The following is a 20,532-nucleotide window of genomic DNA, read 5'->3' as shown; positions in this document are numbered from 1 at the left end:
TTCCTTGATGTCTGACGATATCGGGCCGCTCAGGCAAACGCCTGGATCAAGCGGGGAGCGATTTGGTTCAATGGTCGGATTTCCACCGCCGCCTGCATGGCCGCCGCCGCTTTCGGCATGCCGTATACGGCACTGGTGGCCTGGTCCTGCGCGATGGTGAGGCATCCCCGTTCACGCAGGGCCTTCAGCCCGCGCGCCCCGTCCTGCCCCATGCCGGTCAACAGCACCCCGACCGCGGTGCCGCGCCAATGCTGCGCCACGCTGTGGAAGAACACGTCGATGGACGGCCGATACAGGCTTTCCTTCGGGTCTTCCGTGTAGCGCAGCGAGCCATCCGCCAGCAAATGCAGGTGGTCGTCGGTGCCCGCCAACAGGATCTGCCCCGGCAGCGGCCGTTCGCCTTCCCGCACCAGCCGTACCGGCAACAGCACCTGGTCGTTCAGCCAATCCGCCATGCCCGCGGCGAATGAGGCGTCCACATGCTGCACCAGCACGATGCCGGCGGGAAAATCCAGCGGCACGTCGCGCAGCAATTGCGCCAGCGTGGCCGGGCCGCCAGCCGACGCGCCGATCACCAGCAGGCGCTGCGCGGACGCCTTGGGCGATGGCTTGTCCACGGGCGTCAACGCCGGCCGATTGCCGTAGCGGCCGATCAGCCAGCCGATATTACGGATCTTGCGCAAGAGCGGTGCGGCGGCCGTGCGCATGTCGGCATCGCCCACCACCGGCGTATCCACCGCATCCAGCGCGCCATAGCCCATGGCGTCGAACACGCGCGCCGTGTGGCGGGCCACGTCCGCCGTCACCACGACAATAGCGCAAGGCGTTTCCGCCATGATGCGGCGCGTGGCCTCTACCCCGTCCATCACTGGCATGATCAGGTCCATCAGCACCACGTCCGGCCGGTCGCGCGCACACTGCGCCACCGCCTGTTCGCCGTCGCTTGCCACCCACGCCACTTCCAGGCCGGGCTCAAGCGCAATCGCGCGCCGCATGGTCTCAACCGCCATTTGCAGATCGTTGACGATCCCGATTCTCACGTGAGTGCCTTTCCGATCAAGTCTTCGACGGCGTCAAGCAGCGCATCGTCGTGGAAGCTGCCCTTGGCCAGATAGTAGTCGGCGCCGGCATCCAGCCCGCGCCGCCGGTCTTCCTCGCGGTCCTTGTACGACACTACCATCACCGGCAGGCTTTGCAACCTGGCGTCCGCCTTGATCCGGGACACGAGCTCGATGCCGTCCATGCGGGGCATGTCGACGTCGGTGACGACCAGGTCGAAGTCCTCGCCGCGCAGCATGTTCCAGCCGTCCATGCCGTCCACCGCGACGGCAACCTCGAAGCCCCGGTTCAGCAGCAGCTTGCGTTCCAGTTCGCGCACCGTCAGGGAATCATCCACCACCAGCACGCGCTTGCGGCGCCGCGCCTGGACAACCGCGCCGCCACCATCCACGCGCGTCAGGCGTCCGCCTTCGATCAGCTTCTGGACCGACAGCAGCATGTCTTCGACATCCAGGATCAGCAGCGGCGTGCCGTCGTCCATCAGCGCGCCTGCCATCACATCCTGCACCTTGCCCAGCCGCGGGTCCAGCGGCTGCACCACCAGCGTGCGCTCGCCCACATAGCGGTCTACGGCAATGCCGTAAAGCTTGTCGTGATCGCCCACGACCACCACCGCCACCGACTCCGCCGCAGGCGCCGGTTCGCCGGCGCGCAAGATCTGGCGTGCCGACACCAGGCCGATCTGCTTGTCCATGAAACGGAAGTGCTGATGGCCTTCCAGTTGTTCGATCTCTTCGGCGCGCACCTGCAAGGCATGGCTGACATACGCCAGCGGAAACGCGTAGATCTCGCCCTGCACTTCCACCAGCAAGCTGCGCACCACGGATAGCGACAACGGCATTTCCAGCACGAAGCGCGTGCCCTGCCCCGTGGTCTGATGGATCCGCACGGCGCCGCGCAATTGCCGCACCATGGTCTGCACCACGTCCAGGCCCACCCCTCGCCCCGAGATTTCAGTGACTTCGCCGCGCGTGCTGAAGCCCGACAGGAACAGGAATTCCAGCAGTTCGGCCTCGCTCAACCGGGCAGCCGTTTCGGCGTTCGTCAGCTTGCGCTGCACCACTTCGACGCGCAGCCGGTCCAGGGAAATGCCCGCTCCGTCGTCGCTCAGCTCGATCAGCAGCATGCCGGCGGCGTGGCGCGCCGCCAGTTTGATCAGGCCTTCCGGCGACTTGCCGGCATCCATGCGGTCCATCGGCATTTCGATGCCGTGGTCCACCGCATTGCGCAGCAGGTGCATCAGGGGCGCGTCCAGCTTTTCCAGGATGTCACGGTCGACCTGGGTGGCGTCGCCCTCGATCTCCAGCCGCACCTGCTTGCCCAGCGAGCGGCCCAGATCGCGCACCATGCGGGCCATGCCGCCCACGCCGTCACCGAACGGACGCATGCGGCAGGCCAGCGCGGTGTCGTACAGGCGTTGCGCCAGATGGCTCATGCGCCAGCCGAATTCGTCGACCTCGCTGGTGCGTTGCGCCAGTTCCTGCTGGCATTGCCCCACGATGCGCTGGGCATCGTCCAGCGCGGCCTGGACGCGTGCGTCCACGTGCTGGCCAGCCAGCGCGGCACGCACGCCGTCCAGCGCCTGCGCGGCGCCCGACTGCATGCGCCGCAGCCGCAGCATGGATGCGCCGAACGGTCCGACCCAGTGCGATTCCACCAGCGTTTCGCTCGACAGGCCCAGCAGCTTGTTCAGCGTATCCGCCGTCACGCGCAAGACGCGCTCGCCTTCCGAAATGCCCTGATCTGAACTCCGGCGCACCATCGTCTGCGATGACGGCGCCGATGCGGCCACAGGCGCCGCTGCCGGCGCCGCCAAGGGCGGATCCTCCACGCGTTGAATCGGCGGCAGGAAGTCCGACGGCCGGGGCGCACGCGGCGGCACGGCCGGCGCCGCTGGCGGCGCATTGGGCGCATTACTCAGGCGCACCACCAGTTCGTCGATCTCGCCGCCCAGCTCGACGCCTGGCGTGGCGACCCGCTGCAGCAAGTCGGTGCCCAGAAGCAAGGCATCGATATCGGTGGCCTGCAACCGCAACCGCCCTTCTTGCGCGGCCACCAGGCAGTCTTCCATGGCGTGCGCGATGCGCACCGCGGGGTGCAGGTCCACAATGCGGGCCGCGCCCTTGAGCGAATGCGCCGCGCGCATGCAGGCTTCCAGCTGGGCCGCCGACGTCGGATCGTGTTCCAGCGCCAACAGGCCGTTGTTCAGCACCTGCACCTGGGTGCGGGTTTCGAGCTGGAACAGCTCCAGGAGCGACGCGTCGCGCATCTCGTCCGGATTCACGCCAGACTCCGTTCCAAAGCTTGCATCAGCAGATTCTCGTCCAATACGCCTACGCCGCGGCCGCCGCAACGCGCCATGCCGCGTGAATAGGTCTGGCTTGCGCCTTCCACGGTGGCCGGCAGCGGCTCCAGCGCATCCAGGTCCACGGCATGTATGCCTTCCACTTCATCCACGGGCAGCACCACCGCCCGGCCGGTGCCGCCAAAAATCAGCATGCGGGCAGCGGCCCGTTCTCGCGCATCCACCGGCGCGGCATCCAGGCCAAGCAGGCGCGCCAGCGACACGCAGACGGTCAAGGTGCCGCGCACGTTGGTCACGCCCAGCACGGCCGGATCGCGGCGATGCGGCAGCGTCAGGACGGGGCGCGTGCCGGCCACTTCGTCCAGCGCCCGCGTGGGCAGGCCCAGCCACTCCCGGCCCAGGCGGAACACCAGCAGCGACGACTGACGCGTGCTGTGTCGGGCTTCCGGTTCATGGTCCTGCGCGTCCATCTGGGGCGGCAGCCGGTCCAGGATGCGTTTGGCCGCCGTCGCATAGACCGGACAGTTGCGGCAATGCACATGCCCCGCCAGCTGGCCACAGCTCTTGTCGCCGCGGATGCCAATACGGTTCCAGCAGTCGTCCACGTCGGACAGCAGCGCGATGGATTCACTCACGACGGGCCTCCTCTCGCGCCGCGCGCGCTTGCAGGCGGCGGGCACCTTCCACATCGCCCGCCGACGCGATCAGCGCGGCCAGATGCAGCAGGGCTTCGCGATGCGTCGGATCCAGGTACAGCGCCTTGCGATAGGCGGCCTGCGCCTGGCGCGCGTCGCCCACGGCGTCTTGCAACAGGCCCAGCAGATGCAGGCCATCGGCGCTGGCGCCATGGATTTCAAGGTGCGCCCGGCACTGCGCCAGCGCGTCCTGCACGCGCCCCTGGTCCGCCATCGCCGCTATCTGGCGCAAGGACACGTCGGCGTGGGTGCCGTTTGAAGTCGGAACCGAGGCCGGAGCCGAAGCCGGGGCCAGGACGGTCGCCGCAGCCGCAATCGCCGCATGCGGCAAGGGCAAGCGCGCCGCCGGCGGCTGCGCCACGGGTCGCCGGGGCGGCGTCCAGGCATGCACGATCGGCTTGGGCGGCGCGTACGTTTCGGCGGGCGGCGGCATCGCCTGCGCCGAAAATGCGAAAGACCGGGCCATCTGTACGGCAGGCAGGCGTCGCGCCGTCATCAGGCTGGTTTCTGCGGGCCCGACGAAGATCACGCCGTCGCCGCGCGTAAAGCGCCGCAGCACCTGCACCGCGCGCTCTTGTGTGGCCGCGTCGAAATAGATCAGCAAATTGCGGCAGAACACGAAATCGTAAGGGGCAGCGCCCAGCAGCAGGTTGGTGTCGAACAGGTTGCCCTGCTGAAAGCGCACCTTTTCCCTGACCACCGCCGCCAACCGGTAGCCATCGGCCGTCTCGGCAAAGTGACGGCCGCGGTAAGCCAGATCATCGCCCCGGAACGAGTTGCGGCCATACACCGCGCGCCGGGCGAATTCGACCATGCGTTCGCTGATGTCCACGGCATCCACCTGGAACCGGGCGGCGGGAACGCCTGCATCCAGCAAGGCCATGGCGATGGAATACGGCTCTTCGCCGCTGGAACACGGCACGCTCAGCACGCGCAGCACGCGGTCTTCAGCCACGCCCGCCGCGAACAAACGTTCGCATGCCAGCTTCGCCATGGCCGCCTGCGACTCCGGGTACCGGAAAAACCAGGTTTCCGGCACGATCACGGCTTCGATCAGCTGCTGCATTTCAGCCGCCGAGGCCTGCACCCGCATCAAGTAATCGTTTTCGTCCGCCGCGTTCACCGCGCCCATGCGGTGCCGGACCGCGCGCTCGACCGCCGCCTTGCCGATCGAGCCGCTGTCCAGGCCCATCTTGCGCTTGAGCAGGGCGCTGAATTCGTCGATCAAAGTCATGGCCGCGCCTCGCCTTCACGCCTGTCGCCAGGCTCCGGGAACAGCAGCGCCCGCACCGGGGCGGGCAGCAGGTCCCCGACGTTGACGGCCTGCACCATGCCGTGCGCGTCGCTCAGCACCGGGCCCAGATAGCGGGCGCCGGCATTGTCCAGCCCGTAAGGCTGGAACGCCGCCGGGTCGTAATGCACCGTCTCGGTCGCCTGTTCCAGGATCAAGCCCAGCAAGCGGCTTTCCGCCCCGGGATCCGGGCGGTAGCGCACCAGCGCCAGACGGGTGCTGGTCACCGTGACCGCACTGCCGTGGCCTGCCAACGCGCTCATGTCGATCACCGGCACCGGCACGCCGCGCCGGTCCAGCATGCCCGCGACCCAGGGCGGCGTGCCGGGCACCTGCTTGAAGGCGCGCAGGCCCAACACTTCGACCACGTCCGCCGCATCCAGCGCATAGCGGTCTTCGCCGATGCGGAACAGCAGATAAAGCCGCCGCGCCGCGGCAAGCGCGGCGCCGGGCTCGGACGAAGAAGGGGCTAGCGCAGCCATGACCGGACTCACACCTTGAAGCGCGACACGCCGCTGCGCAGGTCATTGGCAACCAGCGTCAGCTCTTCGATGGCCAGACTGGACTGGCGCAGGGACTCCACCGTCTGCTGCGCCGCATCACTCAACTGCTGCAGGGCCTGGTTGATCTGTTCGGCGCCTGTGGCCTGCGCCTGCATGCCTTCGTTGACCATCTGCACGCGCGGCGCCAGCGTCTGCACCTGCTGGATGATCTGCGACAGCTGATCGCCCACCTGCTGCATGTCGGCCATGCCGCGGCGCACTTCTTCCGAGAACTTGTCCATGCCCATCACACCCGCGGACACCGACGACTGGATCTCGCGCACCATCTGCTCGATGTCGTAGGTGGCCACCGCGGTCTGGTCGGCCAGGCGGCGGATCTCGGTCGCCACCACCACGAAACCGCGGCCATATTCGCCGGCCTTCTCGGCTTCGATCGCCGCGTTCAGCGAAAGCAGGTTGGTCTGGTCTGCGACCTTCGTAATCGTCGTGACCACTTGCGTGATATTGCCGGCCTTCTCGTTCAGGATCGCCAACTTGGCGTTGACCGATCCCGCCGCGCCGACCACGTTGCGCATCGTGTCTTCCATGCGCGCCAGCCCGACCTGGCCGCTGCCCGCCAGCGACGCCGTCTGCTCGGCGGCACCGGACACTTCGGTCATGGTGCGCACCAGTTCGCGCGAGGTCGCGGAGATCTCGCGCGACGTCGCGCCAATCTCGGTCGTGGTGGCCGCCACTTCGGACGCCGTGGCCTGCTGCTGCTTGGACGTGGCCGCGATCTCGGTAACGGACGTTGCCACCTGCACGGCCGAGCGCTGCGTCTTGCTCACCAGCCCCGTCAACTCGTCGACCATGCCGTTAAAGCCGGTCTCGATGGCGTTGAACTCGTCCTTGCGCGCCAGCGACAGCCGGCGGGTCAGGTCGCCGCCGCCCGTGGATTCCAGGGTCTTGACGATGTCGCGCATCGGGTTGGCGATGGCCCGCATCAACAGGAAGCCGCACACGACGGCGGCGGCAATGGCCAGCGCCAGCGACACCAGCATTCCGACCTCGGCTGTATCCACCGACTTCTGGATGCTGACCGCGGACTCGTCCGCTTGCCGCTTGTTTTCAGCCACCATCTTGGCCAGCGTGTCGCGGCCCTTGTAGAAAGCGGGCCGCAGTTCCGTCTTGATGCGCGCCTGCGCCTGCGCCACGTTGCCCGTGGCGGCCTGCTCCAGGATGTCGGCGCGGATGCGCTTGTATGCCTGCAGTTCCAATTCGAATTCGTCGAACATCTTGCGGTCGTCGCCGCGCGATACCGTCCGGCGGTACAGCACGATGTTCTCTTCCAGCTGCTGGTCGTTCTTGGGCAGCGCCTCCAGGGCGTTGCGGCGCTCGGCATCGGTGTCCGAGTTATAGGCATCCTGCACCACCACGAATCCCGCGAACCACGACGACCGGATCGAGGTGCTGTAGTAGATGCCCGGCACCGCGTCCGTGTTGATCGTGGCGACCTCTTCCTCGATGTGCAGCAAGCGCCGGTAATCCACCACCACCATCAACGCCATGATGGCCAGGATGACCAGGAAGCTGGCCAGGATGCGCTGGCGGAGTGTCAGATTCTTCATGCCGGGAGACCTTTGTGCTGGTTCAATGCTTCAACGCCCCAAAGGACGCCCCTGAACGACCGGACGCGCCGCGACGCGCGCCCGCGCCCACTTTATGACGGGATGTGGGTAATTTCGCTAATTATTGCAAAGGCTTGGCCTGTCAGCCATGAAAATGCAAGGGAAACCCCGACGAAGCGGCCGGTTCGTCGGAAAAATGCAAAGTCCGCTTACAAGCCCTTGTCTTTTATGGTGACAGTGCGTACCAGAACCATCCTTCAGGCGGGTTCGCGCCACAAGGCTTCCGGCTGCCGCGCGTGCACCCAGTCGCTTGCCTGCTCGTAGGCGTGCGCCAGGCACAGCACGTCCCGGTCGGCCTGCGGCGGCCCCACCAGTTGCATCCCCATCGGCAAGCCCTGCGCGTTGAACCCCACCGGCACGCTGATCACCGGGCAGCCCGCCAGCGTCCACGGCGTCACCGTCTCCATCCAGCGATGGTAGGTATCCATGGGGCGTCCGGCGATCTGCTTGGGCCAGTCCAGCGTCGCGTCGAACGGAAAGACCTGCGCCGATGGCACGGCCAGGAAATCGACCTCGTCGAACATGCGCAGCACGGTCTGGTACCAGGCGCTGCGCTCTTCGGTGGCCTGGTAGACCTGCCGCGCCGTCATGCCTTCCAACCCCTCGACTTCCCAGATCAACGCCGGCTTGACCAGCTTGCGCGTTTCGGGGTTTTCGACCAGGGCATGGAACTGGCCGCCCACCATCAGATGCCGATGCGCCAGCCAGATGCGCCACAGGCGGTCGCCGGCGAACGGCACCTGGTAATCGACGACATCGCAGCCCACGGTGCCCAGCGCGGCCAGCGCCTGGCTGCACAGCTCCAGGATGCCCGGCTCCATGGCCAGGTAGCCGTTCCAGTCGGCCAGCCAGCCGATGCGCTTGCCGCGCAGGTCGGCGTCCAACGGGGCGGCGAACTGCGCCGGGTCGTCGCGCAACGACAGCGGAGAGCGCTTGTCGTGCCCCGCCATCACGGACATCAGCAGCGCCACGTCGCGCGGCGTCCGACCCATCGGGCCTTCGTAGGACAGCTGTTTCAAGAATACTTCCGGCGCCGGGCCGAAGGGCACGCGGCCGGCCGATGGGCGCATGCCATAGACGTTGCAGAACGCCGCGGGGTTGCGCAGCGACCCGCCGAAGTCGCTGCCATCGGCAACCGGCAACATGCGGGCGGCCAACGCGGCCGCGGCGCCGCCGCTGCTGCCGCCGGCGGTCTTGGTCGGATCGTAAGGGTTGCCGGTAGTGCCGTAGACCCGGTTATAGGTGTGCGACCCCAGGCCGAATTCCGGCACATTGCTGCGGCCAATGAAAATGGCGCCCGATGCCCGCATCCGTTCGACGATGATCGAGTCATGCGGCGTCACCAGGTCCTTGTAGACCAGCGACCCCATGGACGTGACCATGTCGCGCACCGCCGTCAGGTCCTTCGGGGCCTGCGGCATGCCGTGCATCCAGCCCAGCCACTGTCCCGCATCCAACTGTGCGTCGCGCTCGGCGGCGTCGCGCAGCAACGCGTCCGAATCACGGCGGGCGACGATGGCATTGATCTTGGGATTGACGCGGTCGATATGCGCCAGATAGGCGCGCATCACTTCGACGCAGGACAGCTCGCGCCGCCGGATCGCATCCGACAGGGCGTGCGCCGGCATGGCGACGATGGGGTTCAGGCTGGCGGTTGCAGCCGGCGTGGCGGGGGGCATGCGGTCTCCTGGTTTGTCGTTATGGGCGCAGGCGGCGACCGCCCGGCGCAACCGACATACTACGCAAACCCGGCAGACCGCGCGCGCCCGGCAGGCGCCGGGCCGGCCTGCTTAAACCCGCTCTATCGCCACGGCCGTGGCCTCGCCCCCGCCGATGCATAACGCCGCCACGCCGCGCCGCAGGCCACGCGCCTGCAACGCGTGCAGCAAGGTCACGATCAGCCGCGCACCCGTCGCGCCGATCGGATGCCCCAGGGCGCAGGCGCCGCCGTTGACGTTCAACCGGTCGCGGGCAATGCCCAGGTCCTGCGCCGCGGCCATGGCCACCACGGCGAACGCCTCGTTGATCTCGAAGAGGTCGACGTCCTGTACCTGCCAACCGGCCCTGTCCAGCAGCTTGCGGATGGCCGGGATGGGCGCCGTCGTGTACCAGGCCGGCTCCTGGCTGTGCGTCGCATGGCCGTGGATGCGGGCCAGCACCGGCCAGCCTTCGCGGCGCGCGACCGATTCGCGGGTCAGCACCAGGGCTGCCGCGCCGTCCGCGTTGGCCGATGCGCTGGCCGCGGTAATGGTGCCGTCTTCGCGGAAGGCGGGTTTGAGCGTGGGGATTTTCTCGGGTGACACCTTCAACGGGTTCTCGTCCTGGTCGACCATCAGCGCCCCGCCCTTGCCCGGCACCGCCACCGGCGCGATCTCGGCCGCGAACGCGCCGGACTCCACCGCCTGCCGCGCGCGCCGCAGCGTCTCGGCCGCATAGGCGTCCTGGTCGGCGCGGGTGAAACCATAGGCCTGCACGGCGCTTTCCCCAAAGTCGCCCATCGGCCGGCCCGCCTCGTAGGCGTCTTCCAGCCCATCCAGCGCCAGATGGTCGTAGACGCGGTCATGGCCGAAGCGATAGCCCGCCCGCCCCTTCTTCAGCAGATACGGTGCGTTGCTCATGGACTCCATGCCGCCGGCCACCGCCACGTCGATCGCGCCGGCCAGGATCTGGTCGTGCGCAATCATCGCCGCCTTCATGCCGGACCCGCACACTTTGTTGACCGTGGTGGCACCCACCGCATCCGGCACGCCGGCCGCGCGCATGGCCTGACGCGCCGGCGCCTGTCCCTGGCCAGCGGGCAGCACGCATCCCATCAGCACTTCATCCACGCTGGAAGCCGGCACGCCGCCGCGTTCCAGCGCGGCGCGGATCGCGACGGCGCCCAAGTCGGCGGCGGTGACTGGGGCCAGGCCCCCGAGGAAACGCCCCAGCGGAGTCCGCGCGGCGGCAACAATGACAATGGGATCTGCGGCAATCATGGCTGTTCCTTTTAAACGAGTCGTCTCAACCTGCGGCGACGGCCGGGGCCGGCCGCGCGAACACGAGCAAGGTGGACGTGGCCGAGGCCAGCAGGCGGCCCTGCGCGTCCGTCAATTTGGCTTCGGCATAGGCCACGCGTTGGCCCATCGACAAGACCCGGCCTTCCGCCCGCAGCAGGCCGCTGTGGCGCGTGATGGCCTTGTGATACGCCACCTTCAGCTCCAGCGTGGTGTAGGCCTGCTCGGCCGTCAGTTGGGAATGCGCGGCGCAACCACATGCCGAGTCCAGCAGCGTGGCGGCATACCCGCCGTGCACCGTGCCAATGGGGTTGTAGGCCTGCGGCCCCGGCGTGCCGGCGAATACCGCACGTCCGGCTTCCACTTCCACGAAGTCGAAATCCAGCGTCACCATGATGCCGGGCTTGCGGCCGGAGGCCAGCAACGCGCGCAGTTGCGCCAGGCCGTCCAGGCCCGCGCCGGTCTCCTCGACCAGGCTGGGTTCGCGATGGGGGGTCGGTTGGGATGTCATCAGCATTGCTCCAGGCCCAGGCGGGCCTTCAAGAGCCGGCGGGCGTCCGCCAGCATGGCATTCGCCCGTTGCGCATCGGTCTCGCAACGGGCCAGGGAAACCGCGCCAACCAATTCAGCCAGCACCGAACGGGCCAGCGGTTCCGGTTCGGGGTAGCCGGCATCGGCCAGCCGGCCGGCCAGGGCTTGAACCAGTCGGCGCAACCCGGCGGCGTAGGCCTGCCGGCAGGCGTCAGACTGGCGCGGCAGGTCAGCCGCCAGCGCCACCAGCGGGCAGCCCTGGGCGCGCGCCTCGCAATGGGCGGTCGACAGGTAGGCGTCCACGTAGGCGGCAAGGCCGTCGGCGGGCGGTCGTCCGTCCATGCGCCTTTGGGCGCGGGCCAGCGCCTCGTCGAACATGTGTTCGATCGAGGCCTCGACCAGCGCGTCCTTCGAATTGAAATGGGCGTAGAAGCCGCCGTGCGTCATGCCGGCCTGGCGCATCACCGCAGCCACGCCAATCCGGTCGGGCCCGTCGGCACGCACCGCTTCCGCCGCCGTCTTCAGAATGCGTATCCGCGTTTCCCGTTTGTGTCCGTTGTCGTAGCGCATGACTGGCCCAGCCATTAGATGATGATCATCATATTAATATGATGATCATCATCCTACAAGGCGGCCCGGCCGGATTCAGGGAAACAGGTGCTGCGCCAGATGGTCGATGAAGACCCGCAGCTTGGGCGACGCATGGCGGCTGGCGGGCCACAGCGCCCACATCGTGCCGCTGCCGCGCGTGCGGTCTTCCATCACGATCTGCAACTGGCCCGCAGCCAGTTCGCGGCGGATCGTGAAATCCGGCAGGCAGACGATGCCCTGCCCGCCCACCGCCAGGGATATCCGCATCTCGACGCTGTTGCAGACCAGCGTCAGGGGCAAATCGAGCGATTGCGCGTCCGGCCCCTGTTTCAGCGGCCATTTTTCAAGCCGGCCCGTCGCGGGATACCGGTAATGCAGGCAGGCGTGGCGCAGCAGGTCGCCCGCGCGCTTAGGCGTGCCATGCAGGCGCAAATAGTCGGGCGCTGCGGCCAGCACCCGCCGGAACGGCCCCAGCCGCCGGCGCTTCAGGCCGGAATCGTCCATGTCGCCGGTGCGGACCACGGCGTCGTAGCCTTCGCCGATCACATCCACCATCCGGTCCGTGAAATCCAGGTCCAGTTCCACGGCCGGGTACTGCCGCATGAAGCTGGCGATGCTGGAGTCGAACAGCCCGCTGTAGCGCGGCAGGCTCACCCGCAGCTTGCCGTGCGGCGCATCCGTCGCTTCGGAAAGTTCCAATTCAGCGGCTTCCACTTCGCACAGGATGCGGCGGCAACGCTCCAGGAATTTCTCGCCTTCCGGGGTCAGCGCAATGTGGCGCGTGCTGCGATGGAACAGACGCACTTTCAAGCGCTCTTCCATCCGCGCCACGCTTTTGCCCACCGCCGACGGCGACACCCCCAGCACCCGCCCCGCCTCGGAAAAGCTGCGCGTTTCCGCGACCAGCACAAATACGCCGATGCCGCTAAGACTATCCATCCTCATCCCCATTGCGGACGTTTTTGTCCTGAATATTCGGAATCCTAGCCTGTTTTTCTTTTATCCAGTGGCCCCTAAGCTTGCCGTCATTCTGCCGCCGCACCGCAATCCCGCCGCGCGGCGCCCCTTGTTCAGACCCGCTCGTCCTCATGCACCTTCCCGAATCCCCACCCTCCCGCCATCGCTGGCTGCAACTGCTGTCTGCCTGCCTGACAGCCCTGCTCATCCCGCTGTGCTTCACCGGCCCCGCCGTGGTCCTGCCGTCGATCAGCCAGGCGCTGGGCGGCACGCCGGTTGAACTGAACTGGATCCTGAACGGCTACATCCTCGCGTACGGCAGCGTCATCATGGTGTCGGGCAGCCTGACCGACCTGTACGGCCCCCGCCGGGTCTGGCTGCTGGGCCTGGCCTGGTTCTGCGCCGCCACGTTCGCCATCCCCTACCTGCCCACCACGGGCTGGATCGACGTCATGCGGCTGATGCAGGGCATGGGCGGCGCAGCCGCGTTTGCCGCCGCCATGTCGTCGTTGGCCCCGCTGTTCCACGGCGTGGCGCGCACCCGTGCGTTCAGCTTGCTGGGCACCACCTTCGGCATCGGCCTGTCGTTCGGGCCGCTGGCGTCCGGTTGGATGGTGCAGGCCGCCGGTTGGGAATGGGTGTTCCTGGCGACGGGCGGCGTGGGCGTGCTGGGCGCCGTCATGGTGGCCGTCAGCGTGCGCCCGACCGTCGGCGCCGCCCAAGGCCGCTTGGACTGGCCGGGCGCCATCAGCTTCACCGGCGCGCTGGGCCTGTTCACCTACGGCATGTTGCTGGCGCCCGAAGCGGGCTGGACGGATGCGCACGTCATCGGCGCGCTATTGACGTCTGCCCTGCTGGCCGGCGTGTTCGTGCACGTCGAGCGCCGCGCCGCCCGGTCCATGCTGGACCTGAGCCTGTTCCGCGACGCGCGCTTCGTCGGCGTTCAGGTACTGGCGGCTTCGCCCGCGTTCCTCTTCATCGTGCTGATCGCCGTGCTGCCCGGCCGCTTCATCGGTATCGACGGCTACAGCGCGCTGGCGGCCGGCCAGTTGATGATTGGTCTGGCCGCACCGTTGCTGGTCGTGCCGTTCCTGGCCGCATTGCTGACACGCTGGTTCAACCCGGGCGTGCTGTCCGCGGTGGGCCTGCTGGCGGTGGCCGCCGGCCTGGTCTGGTTGGCGGACGTCATGACCACAGGCGCCACCGGCCTGTGGTTGCCGATGAGTCTGATCGGCATCGGCATCGGCGTGCCGTGGGGCTTGATGGACGCGATGGCCGTCAGCGTGGTGGAACCGCGCAACGTCGGCATGGCCACCGGCATCTTCAACACGGTGCGCGTATCGGCGGATGGCATTGCCATCGCCGTCGTCAGCGCGCTGCTGGCCTTGCTGATCCAGATGCCGCTGACGGCGGGGCTGCCTGCCGGCACCGACGGCCAGGCCATCCTGATGGCCGCCAACCGCGCCGCGCTGGGTCAGTTGCACGAAGCGGCGGCCTTGTTGCCGGGCGCATCCGAGCTGCTGCAGCACAGCTATAACGAGGCCTTCCGCCACGTGCTGCACGCCTTGGCTGGCATTGCCGTGCTGACCGCGCTGGCCATCCATGCGCTGCTGGGGCGGCGGCGCGCACACGCCGCCCGCGATGGCGTGACGGTCACGCCCTAGCGGATCAGTCCACCTGCCACCAACTGGGCAACAGGCCGCGCACCTTGGCGCGGCGATAGCGGTCGTCGATCAGGTGCACGGTGCCCACGTCCTGTTCGGTACGGATCACCCGGCCGGCCGCCTGCACCACTTTCTGCATGCCCGGGTACAGGTAGGTGTAGTCGTAGCCGTTCTCTTCGCCATAGCGCAAGTCCATGGCCCGCTTCATGTTTTCGTTCACGGGGTTCACTTGCGGCAGGCCCAGCGTGGCAATGAACGCGCCGATCAGCCGCTTGCCTGGCAAGTCCACCCCTTCCGAGAACGCGCCACCCAGCACCGCAAAGCCCACCCCCTGGCCGGTCTCGGTGAAGCGGGCCAGGAACGCGGCGCGGCCGGGTTCATCCATGCCCGGCGTCTGCAGCCAGATCGGCACCGTGGGATGGCGTTCGCGCATCAGGTCGGACACCTGGCGCAAATAATCGAAGCTGCTTAAAAACCCCAGATAGTTGCCGGGCCGCTCGGCATACTGGGTGGCGATCAAGTCGACGATCGGCGCCAGCGAACGTTCGCGGTCGCGATAGCGCGTGGACACGTTGCCCACCACCCGTACCGCCAACTGCTCGGCCTGGAACGGCGCGGCCACGTCGATCCAGGGCGCTTCCTTGGGCAGTCCGAGGGTGTCGCGGTAGAACTGCTGCGGGCTCAGTGTGCCGGAAAACAGCACCGTCGCGTGCGCCGCCGCGTAGCGCGCCGCCAGATACGGCGCCGGGATCACGTTGCGCACGCACAAGGTGGACGGCCGCGTCTTGGCGCTGGTCACGCCCACGTCCGACAGCGTCACGTCAAAGAGCGCGTGCGAACCGAACTGCTCGGCCAGGCGCATGAACTGCAGCGCTTCGAAGTAGAACGTCAGGACGGGATCGTCTTGCGCCAACGGCGACTCGGCCATGTGCTCCATGATGGCGCCTACCGCTTTCTGCACGGCGGTCAGCACGCCCGGGGCCACCATCTCATAGGCCTGATACCGTTCAACCTGCTTCTTGTTCAGCGCGTTCCAAGACCGCTGCAGGCCGTCCAGCGGCTTTTTCAGCGCCTTGGGCGCGGCATAGCGCGCGGCGGACAGCGATGCCTGGTCCAATTCACCCGTGTACATGCGGCGCGCCCGGTCCACCAGATTGTGGGCTTCGTCCACCAGCACCGCCACCTTCCACTGGTAGGCCTGCGTCATGGCGTACAGCATCGCCGTGGCGTCGTAGTAATAGTTGTAGTCGCCCACCACCACGTCGCTCCAGCGGATCAGCTCCTGCGACAGGTAGTACGGACACACCTGATGCGCGCGGGCCGTCGCGCGTACGGTGGGCGCATCCAGCCGGACGTGTTGCAACGCCGCTTCGCGCGCTTGCGGCAAGCGGTCGTAAAACCCTTTCGCCAAGGGGCAGGAATCCCCGTGGCAGGCCAGATCCGGATGCTCGCAGGTCTTGTCACGCGCCTGCAGGTCCAGCACCCGCAGCGCGGGCGCCGCAGGCTGCGCATTGACGGTGTCCAGCGCTTGAACCGCCAGCCCCCGCCCCGACCCCTTGGCCGCCAGGAAGAAGATCTTGTCCAGGCCCGTGCCGGGGCTGGCCTTGAGCAGCGGGAAGATCGTACCCAGCGTCTTGCCGATACCGGTGGGCGCCTGCGCCATCAGGCAGCGGCCGTCGCGCGCCGTGCGGTACACGGCCACGGCCAGGTCGCGTTGCCCGGCACGGAATTCGCCATGCGGAAATGCCAGCTTTTCCAGCGCGGCATCGCGCGCTTGCCGATGGGCTAGCTCGGTCTTGGCCCAGGCCAGGAAACGGCCGCATTGCTCCTGGAAGAAGGCCGCCAGCGCCGACGCCTCGTGCGTTTCCACCAGGACCGTTTCTTCTTCGGTGACCACATTGAAATACACCAGGGCCACCCGCACCTGGTCCAGCCCACGGGCCTGGCACAGCAGATGGCCGTAGACGCGCGCCTGCGCCCAATGCACCACGCGGTGGTTCTCGCGCACGCTGTCCAACTGGCCGCGATACGTCTTGACCTCTTCCAGCTGGTTGGCCACAGGGTCGTAGCCGTCGGCCCGCCCCCGCACCAGCAGGTTTTCATGTTGGCCGGACAGCGCCACTTCGGTTTCATAGGCCGGCCCGCGCCGGCCCGTCACCACCGCGTGGCCCGCCATTCCTTCCAGCCCCGTCGGCGCCGGCGTGAAACGCAAGTCCAGATCGCCCGCCCGCGCGGTGAACTCGCACAGCGCACGCACCGCCACGGCATAACTCATGCCGCATCCTCCCGCCAACTGACGTGGCAGACGCGAACCGGCATCCCATGCGACACGCAATACTGCAGCCAACGGATCTGGTTATCCTGCAGCTTGTCGCCAGGCCCCTTGACTTCGACCAGTTCATAGCGGCGCTCTGCCGGCCAGAAACGGATCAGGTCCGGAAAGCCCGAGCGGTTGGTCTTGACGTCCCGCAGCAGCCGGGTGAAATACAGCTTCAGATGCGCGGCCGGCAGGCAGTCCAGCGCTTGCGCCAACAGCGTGTCCGACAACGCGCCCCAGAACACGAACGGCGACTGCACGCCCGATTTTTCCGCATAACGCTGCAGGATCACATCGCGATACGCGTGCGTGTCCAGCTGCCCCAGACAGTCGTCGAACAAAGCCGCACGGCGCTGGTGGAAATCCGGCGCATCCAGGTCCGCCGGGGCGCGCTGGAACGGATGGAAGAACGCGCCCGGCAGCGGCGCAAAGACGGCCGGCCAGCACAGCAGGCCGAACAGCGAATTGATCAGCGCGTTCTCAACGTAGTGCACCGGCGCATCGTCTTGATGCAGATGGTCCCGGGTAACGAATTCCACTGGCATCGGCTCGGCCGGCCGCGGCAAGCTCAGATCCGAGCGCAGCAAGGCCGGGGCCGCCACCCGCGCGGGCGCGCCCTGCCCCGCGCCCCGATACAGGCGCGGCAGCATCCGCGCCACGCGCTGGCTTTCCTCTTCGCTTTCGGGTGCGGATTGCGCCTGCAAGGCCAGCGCCAAGGCCTCGCCATACTGCGCCATGCGTTCATGCACGCGTATGCGGCGATGCCGCGCGCCGGGGTACGCGCAGCGCGCGTACACGCGTTGCGCCGCCGCCCAGTCCTGCGCCCGCTCGCACGCCTGCCCGATCCGCAGCAGCACCTTGGCGCGGCGCTTTTCCAGCCAGGGGTTCTGGCTGGCGCAATCGTCCACCGCCCGCAGCAAGGCGTCCAGTTCGGCGCCTTCGTCCAGCGCCGCCCGGCAGGCATGCAAGGCCAGATAGCCGTCCACGTCCGCCCGCGTCTGGAATGCCCGCGACGACGCCTCGAACGGCACCGCCTCGTACTGGAACACGCCCAGGTCGGCCAATACGAATTCCGACCAGTCCTGGTACAGGTTGCCGAAGAACATCAGGCGCAAGCGTTCGCAAAGATCGCCCACCATCACGCGCCAGACGGGCTCGTCGGCCGCGGGGTTCCAAGCCGCATAGGGCTGGGGCGCATCGTGCCGCGCCCGCAAGGCCTCCAGCAGGTCCGCCTTGCGCGCCGCCGGCTTGACCGAGGCATCCCCAAACAGGCGGCTAAGCTCGGGCTTGGTATGCAGGGCGAACAGCTCGTCCAACGTCATTGGCGCGTCGGCGTCCAGCCACCCCAGCGCCCGCAGCGGCGCCGCGGCATCCTGCGTGCTGGCGATTTCCTCATAGACCAGCCGGCTGGCGCGGAACCACGGCCCGCGCCGCATCAGCATGCGAACCATCAACGCCTGGGACGCCTGCGGCAAGGCCTGGAAGTCTTCCAGGAAACGGCGTTCGCCGGCATCCAGCAGGTCGGCATAGCGGTCAGCGACCCACGCCAGCGCGCGCTGGAAATTGTGAAGGTAGTAGTAACGGTGCGGGGGGAACATCGGCGAGGCCGGATAACTGGTGTTTTATCCAGTAATCATAGCAGGCGGCTGCAGCCGGCGCCTGCCTGCGCGTTCGATGTGCAATCACTTTGATGGACCGGCAAGCAATCTCAGTTCCTGGTCGTCAAGGCCCTGTTCATGGCGAAGACGATGCCCAACAACGAGACCGCGAGAATTCCGATAACGACCCATGCAAAGGACGCCACACCTGACCCATTAAGCAAAATTCCGCCAACAACGCCGCCGCTGGCCACCGCGGAGTTCCAGCCCGTTGTGTACATGGATTGCGCCACGTCAACCGACTCGCCGGCAAACCGAGACAAGGCTGTTTGAGTGATCGTGGCAAAGCCGCCGACAGCGAGCCCCCAGACCGCTACAGACGGATAGACCATCTGCGAAAGATCGCCCCAAAGGCCCAGCAACAGGGACGCAACGGCGAAGATCATGATGCTTGTCAAGGCAAGAAATTGCAGACGACGATCGACCATTGCACCCACGAACCACAGGCCGATTATCGAACCCAGTCCGAAGACGAACAGGACTGTATCCACGTTCGCAGATAAGCCAGAAGGTTCGAGGAGAGGCTCGATATAGATGTAGAGAATGTTGTGGGCAACAACGAAGGTAAAGACAACAAACAGCACGGCGCGAATGCCGGTTTTCAAAAACACACTGGAAAGCGTTTGCCGCTGCGCCTTGGTTTGGCCAGGAAAGTCGGGGACGCGGGCAATGATCCACATTATGAGCAAGAGTGCCAGGGCACTCATCAGACCAAACGCGCCTTGCCAGCCGATGGCGCGGCCCAGCAACGCCCCGAGCGGCACACCGAGCACCAAAGCGATGGTCGCGCCGGCACCGGATATCGCAATTGCCCGACCACTGAGATGCAACGGCGACATACGCATCGCATAGCCGGCCAGCAGCGACCAGACGATGCCGCCGAAAATGCCGGCGAAAAAGCGTGCCACCAATGAAACACCATAGCTATCGGAAAGCGCGGTGACGAGGTTGACCGCCGCAAAACCAAAGATTGCGGTCAATAGCAATGGACGCCGCCGCATGCCTTGTGTGAGGCTGGTCACCGGGATGGCTGCGACCAGCGCGCCCGCCGCGTAGGCAGTAATGAACTGACCCGCGAGGCTTTCAGAGACGTTCAAGCCTTGCGCGATAGAAGAAAGCAATCCGGCCGGCATGATCTCGGTCAGAAGCGTGATGAAGGCTGCCATTGCCAAGGCAAGCAATCCACCTAAGGGCAATTGCTCGGTGCTCTTGTGCCGAGCAGATGCGGTTGTCTGATTCATAAACAAAATTCCTCAAATCGAAGTCGTTCTGGCTCTTTGCCGAGCATTAGTACCCATGGTGGCGGGAGACAAATAAAAGAAAAATAGGCTACAGTGAACAAGATATGTGACATAAATGTCATCAATTGATGGGCTCAAATGGAAAGTCTTGGTTCTCTTGATGTCTTCGTACGCGCGGGCGAATCCCGCAGCTTTACGGCGGTCGGGCAACAGTTGGGGATCTCCGCCTCGGCAGTCAGCAAAGCCATCGCACGGCTGGAAGAACACTTGGGGGTGCGCCTGTTCCACCGCTCTACGCGCACCATCAGCCTGACGCCGGAAGGTGCCCTGTTTCTGGAGCGCTGCCGCCGTATCCTTTGCGAGGTCGAGTCGGCCGAAGCCGAACTCCTGCAAACGCAAAGCGCCCCTCAGGGCAAGCTGCGCATCAGCCTGCCCTCGGTCGGCACGTTGTTCATGCCCAAGCTGGCGGCCTTCCAGCGGCGCTATCCCGACGTGGCGCTGGACATCGACTGCTCGGATCGGTTGGTGGAAGTGATCGAAGAGGGCTTCGACGCGGTGATCCGTACCGGGGAACCCAGCGATTCCCGATTGATGGCACGGGTCCTCGGCGCCTATCGAAGGGTCATCGTCGGCGCTCCCGACTATTTCCAGCGGGCCGGACTCCCACAGCGACCTGAAGACTTGGCCGACCACGCATGCCTGCTATACCGGTATCCCACCACCGGCAAAACGGATGTATGGCCTTTGAGCAGGGACGGACAACCCCTTGCCATGGATCTGTCAGGCAGTATGGTGACGAATTCTCTGGACCCGCAAATCTGCTTTGCCGAACAAGGTCTCGGTATTGCCTGTGTCCCTGACATCGCCGTGCGTCGTCAAATGGGCGAAGGCAAACTGATCTCTGTGCTGGACGACTACAACCAAGACCGCACCACATTCCGAATCCTGTGGCCCTCCAGCCGACATCTGTCGCCCAAAATCAGAGTGTTCGTGGACTTCATCGTGCAGAATTTGTTTCCGCTTTGACTGCGGGAATTGCCCGATATCAAGGCGCGCT

Annotated in this window: 16 protein-coding genes; 2 read left to right on the top strand and 14 right to left on the bottom strand. The window is 66.6% G+C overall.

Annotated elements, in window-relative coordinates:
* Window positions 1–29 precede the first annotated feature (29 nt).
* The 11 genes from AC27VE_RS20045 to AC27VE_RS19995 all read right to left on the bottom strand — a co-directional run bounded on the left by AC27VE_RS20045 (window position 30) and on the right by AC27VE_RS19995 (window position 12,577).
* On the bottom strand, window positions 30–1,040 hold the full coding sequence (locus tag AC27VE_RS20045) for a chemotaxis response regulator protein-glutamate methylesterase (RefSeq protein WP_488704781.1): 1,011 nt from the start codon (window positions 1,038–1,040) through the stop codon (window positions 30–32).
* A complete protein-coding gene (locus AC27VE_RS20040) occupies window positions 1,037–3,343 on the bottom strand; it encodes a hybrid sensor histidine kinase/response regulator (protein WP_488704780.1) in 2,307 nt (768 codons plus the stop codon). Before AC27VE_RS20040 ends, AC27VE_RS20045 begins: the two co-directional genes overlap by 4 nt.
* Entirely contained in the window at window positions 3,340–3,999 is a 660-nt protein-coding gene (locus tag AC27VE_RS20035) for a chemotaxis protein CheW (protein WP_488704779.1), read from the bottom strand. Before AC27VE_RS20035 ends, AC27VE_RS20040 begins: the two co-directional genes overlap by 4 nt.
* Window positions 3,992–5,293 (bottom strand): CheR family methyltransferase, encoded by a 1,302-nt coding sequence (locus AC27VE_RS20030; protein ID WP_488704778.1) that lies wholly within the window; start codon window positions 5,291–5,293, stop codon window positions 3,992–3,994. Before AC27VE_RS20030 ends, AC27VE_RS20035 begins: the two co-directional genes overlap by 8 nt.
* On the bottom strand, window positions 5,290–5,832 hold the full coding sequence (locus AC27VE_RS20025) for a chemotaxis protein CheW (protein WP_280025985.1): 543 nt from the start codon (window positions 5,830–5,832) through the stop codon (window positions 5,290–5,292). The genes AC27VE_RS20030 and AC27VE_RS20025 overlap by 4 nt, the downstream gene beginning before the upstream one ends.
* An 8-nt stretch (window positions 5,833–5,840) precedes the next feature.
* Window positions 5,841–7,460 carry a methyl-accepting chemotaxis protein gene (locus AC27VE_RS20020; RefSeq protein ID WP_488704777.1) on the bottom strand — a complete coding sequence of 540 codons (1,620 nt, stop codon included), beginning with the start codon at window positions 7,458–7,460 and terminating at the stop codon, window positions 5,841–5,843.
* A gap of 257 nt (window positions 7,461–7,717) precedes the next feature.
* Window positions 7,718–9,199 carry an amidase gene (locus tag AC27VE_RS20015; RefSeq protein WP_488704776.1) on the bottom strand — a complete coding sequence of 494 codons (1,482 nt, stop codon included), beginning with the start codon at window positions 9,197–9,199 and terminating at the stop codon, window positions 7,718–7,720.
* Window positions 9,200–9,310: 111 nt separating this feature from the next.
* Entirely contained in the window at window positions 9,311–10,498 is a 1,188-nt protein-coding gene (locus tag AC27VE_RS20010; protein WP_315131425.1) for an acetyl-CoA C-acyltransferase, read from the bottom strand.
* A gap of 25 nt (window positions 10,499–10,523) precedes the next feature.
* Window positions 10,524–11,033, bottom strand: coding sequence for a PaaI family thioesterase (locus tag AC27VE_RS20005; RefSeq protein WP_280025981.1), 510 nt, complete (start codon window positions 11,031–11,033; stop codon window positions 10,524–10,526).
* On the bottom strand, window positions 11,027–11,617 hold the full coding sequence (locus tag AC27VE_RS20000) for a TetR/AcrR family transcriptional regulator (protein ID WP_488704775.1): 591 nt from the start codon (window positions 11,615–11,617) through the stop codon (window positions 11,027–11,029). Before AC27VE_RS20000 ends, AC27VE_RS20005 begins: the two co-directional genes overlap by 7 nt.
* Before the next feature lie 75 nt (window positions 11,618–11,692).
* Window positions 11,693–12,577 (bottom strand): LysR family transcriptional regulator, encoded by an 885-nt coding sequence (locus AC27VE_RS19995; protein WP_488704774.1) that lies wholly within the window; start codon window positions 12,575–12,577, stop codon window positions 11,693–11,695.
* A gap of 149 nt (window positions 12,578–12,726) precedes the next feature.
* Between AC27VE_RS19995 and AC27VE_RS19990 the strand changes: the two genes are divergently transcribed.
* Entirely contained in the window at window positions 12,727–14,259 is a 1,533-nt protein-coding gene (locus tag AC27VE_RS19990) for an MFS transporter (protein WP_488704773.1), read from the top strand.
* Between the two features lie 4 nt (window positions 14,260–14,263).
* On the opposite strand, the gene AC27VE_RS19985 is transcribed toward AC27VE_RS19990, so the two are convergent.
* The 3 genes from AC27VE_RS19985 to AC27VE_RS19975 form a co-directional block, all read right to left on the bottom strand.
* On the bottom strand, window positions 14,264–16,534 hold the full coding sequence (locus AC27VE_RS19985) for an ATP-dependent DNA helicase (RefSeq protein ID WP_488704772.1): 2,271 nt from the start codon (window positions 16,532–16,534) through the stop codon (window positions 14,264–14,266).
* The gene (locus AC27VE_RS19980; RefSeq protein WP_488704771.1) at window positions 16,531–18,174 is read right to left on the bottom strand and encodes a VRR-NUC domain-containing protein; all 1,644 of its coding nucleotides are present in this window, start codon (window positions 18,172–18,174) and stop codon (window positions 16,531–16,533) included. The genes AC27VE_RS19985 and AC27VE_RS19980 overlap by 4 nt, the downstream gene beginning before the upstream one ends.
* Before the next feature lie 110 nt (window positions 18,175–18,284).
* Entirely contained in the window at window positions 18,285–19,475 is a 1,191-nt protein-coding gene (locus AC27VE_RS19975) for an MFS transporter (RefSeq protein ID WP_488704770.1), read from the bottom strand.
* A 138-nt stretch (window positions 19,476–19,613) separates the two neighbouring features.
* Between AC27VE_RS19975 and AC27VE_RS19970 the strand changes: the two genes are divergently transcribed.
* The gene (locus AC27VE_RS19970; RefSeq protein ID WP_488704769.1) at window positions 19,614–20,501 is read left to right on the top strand and encodes a LysR family transcriptional regulator; all 888 of its coding nucleotides are present in this window, start codon (window positions 19,614–19,616) and stop codon (window positions 20,499–20,501) included.
* The last annotated feature ends 31 nt before the right edge of the window (window positions 20,502–20,532 follow it).

Source organism: Achromobacter sp. 18P8.1.1 (assembly GCF_057799415.1).
This window is presented reverse-complemented; position numbering and strand designations above follow the sequence as displayed.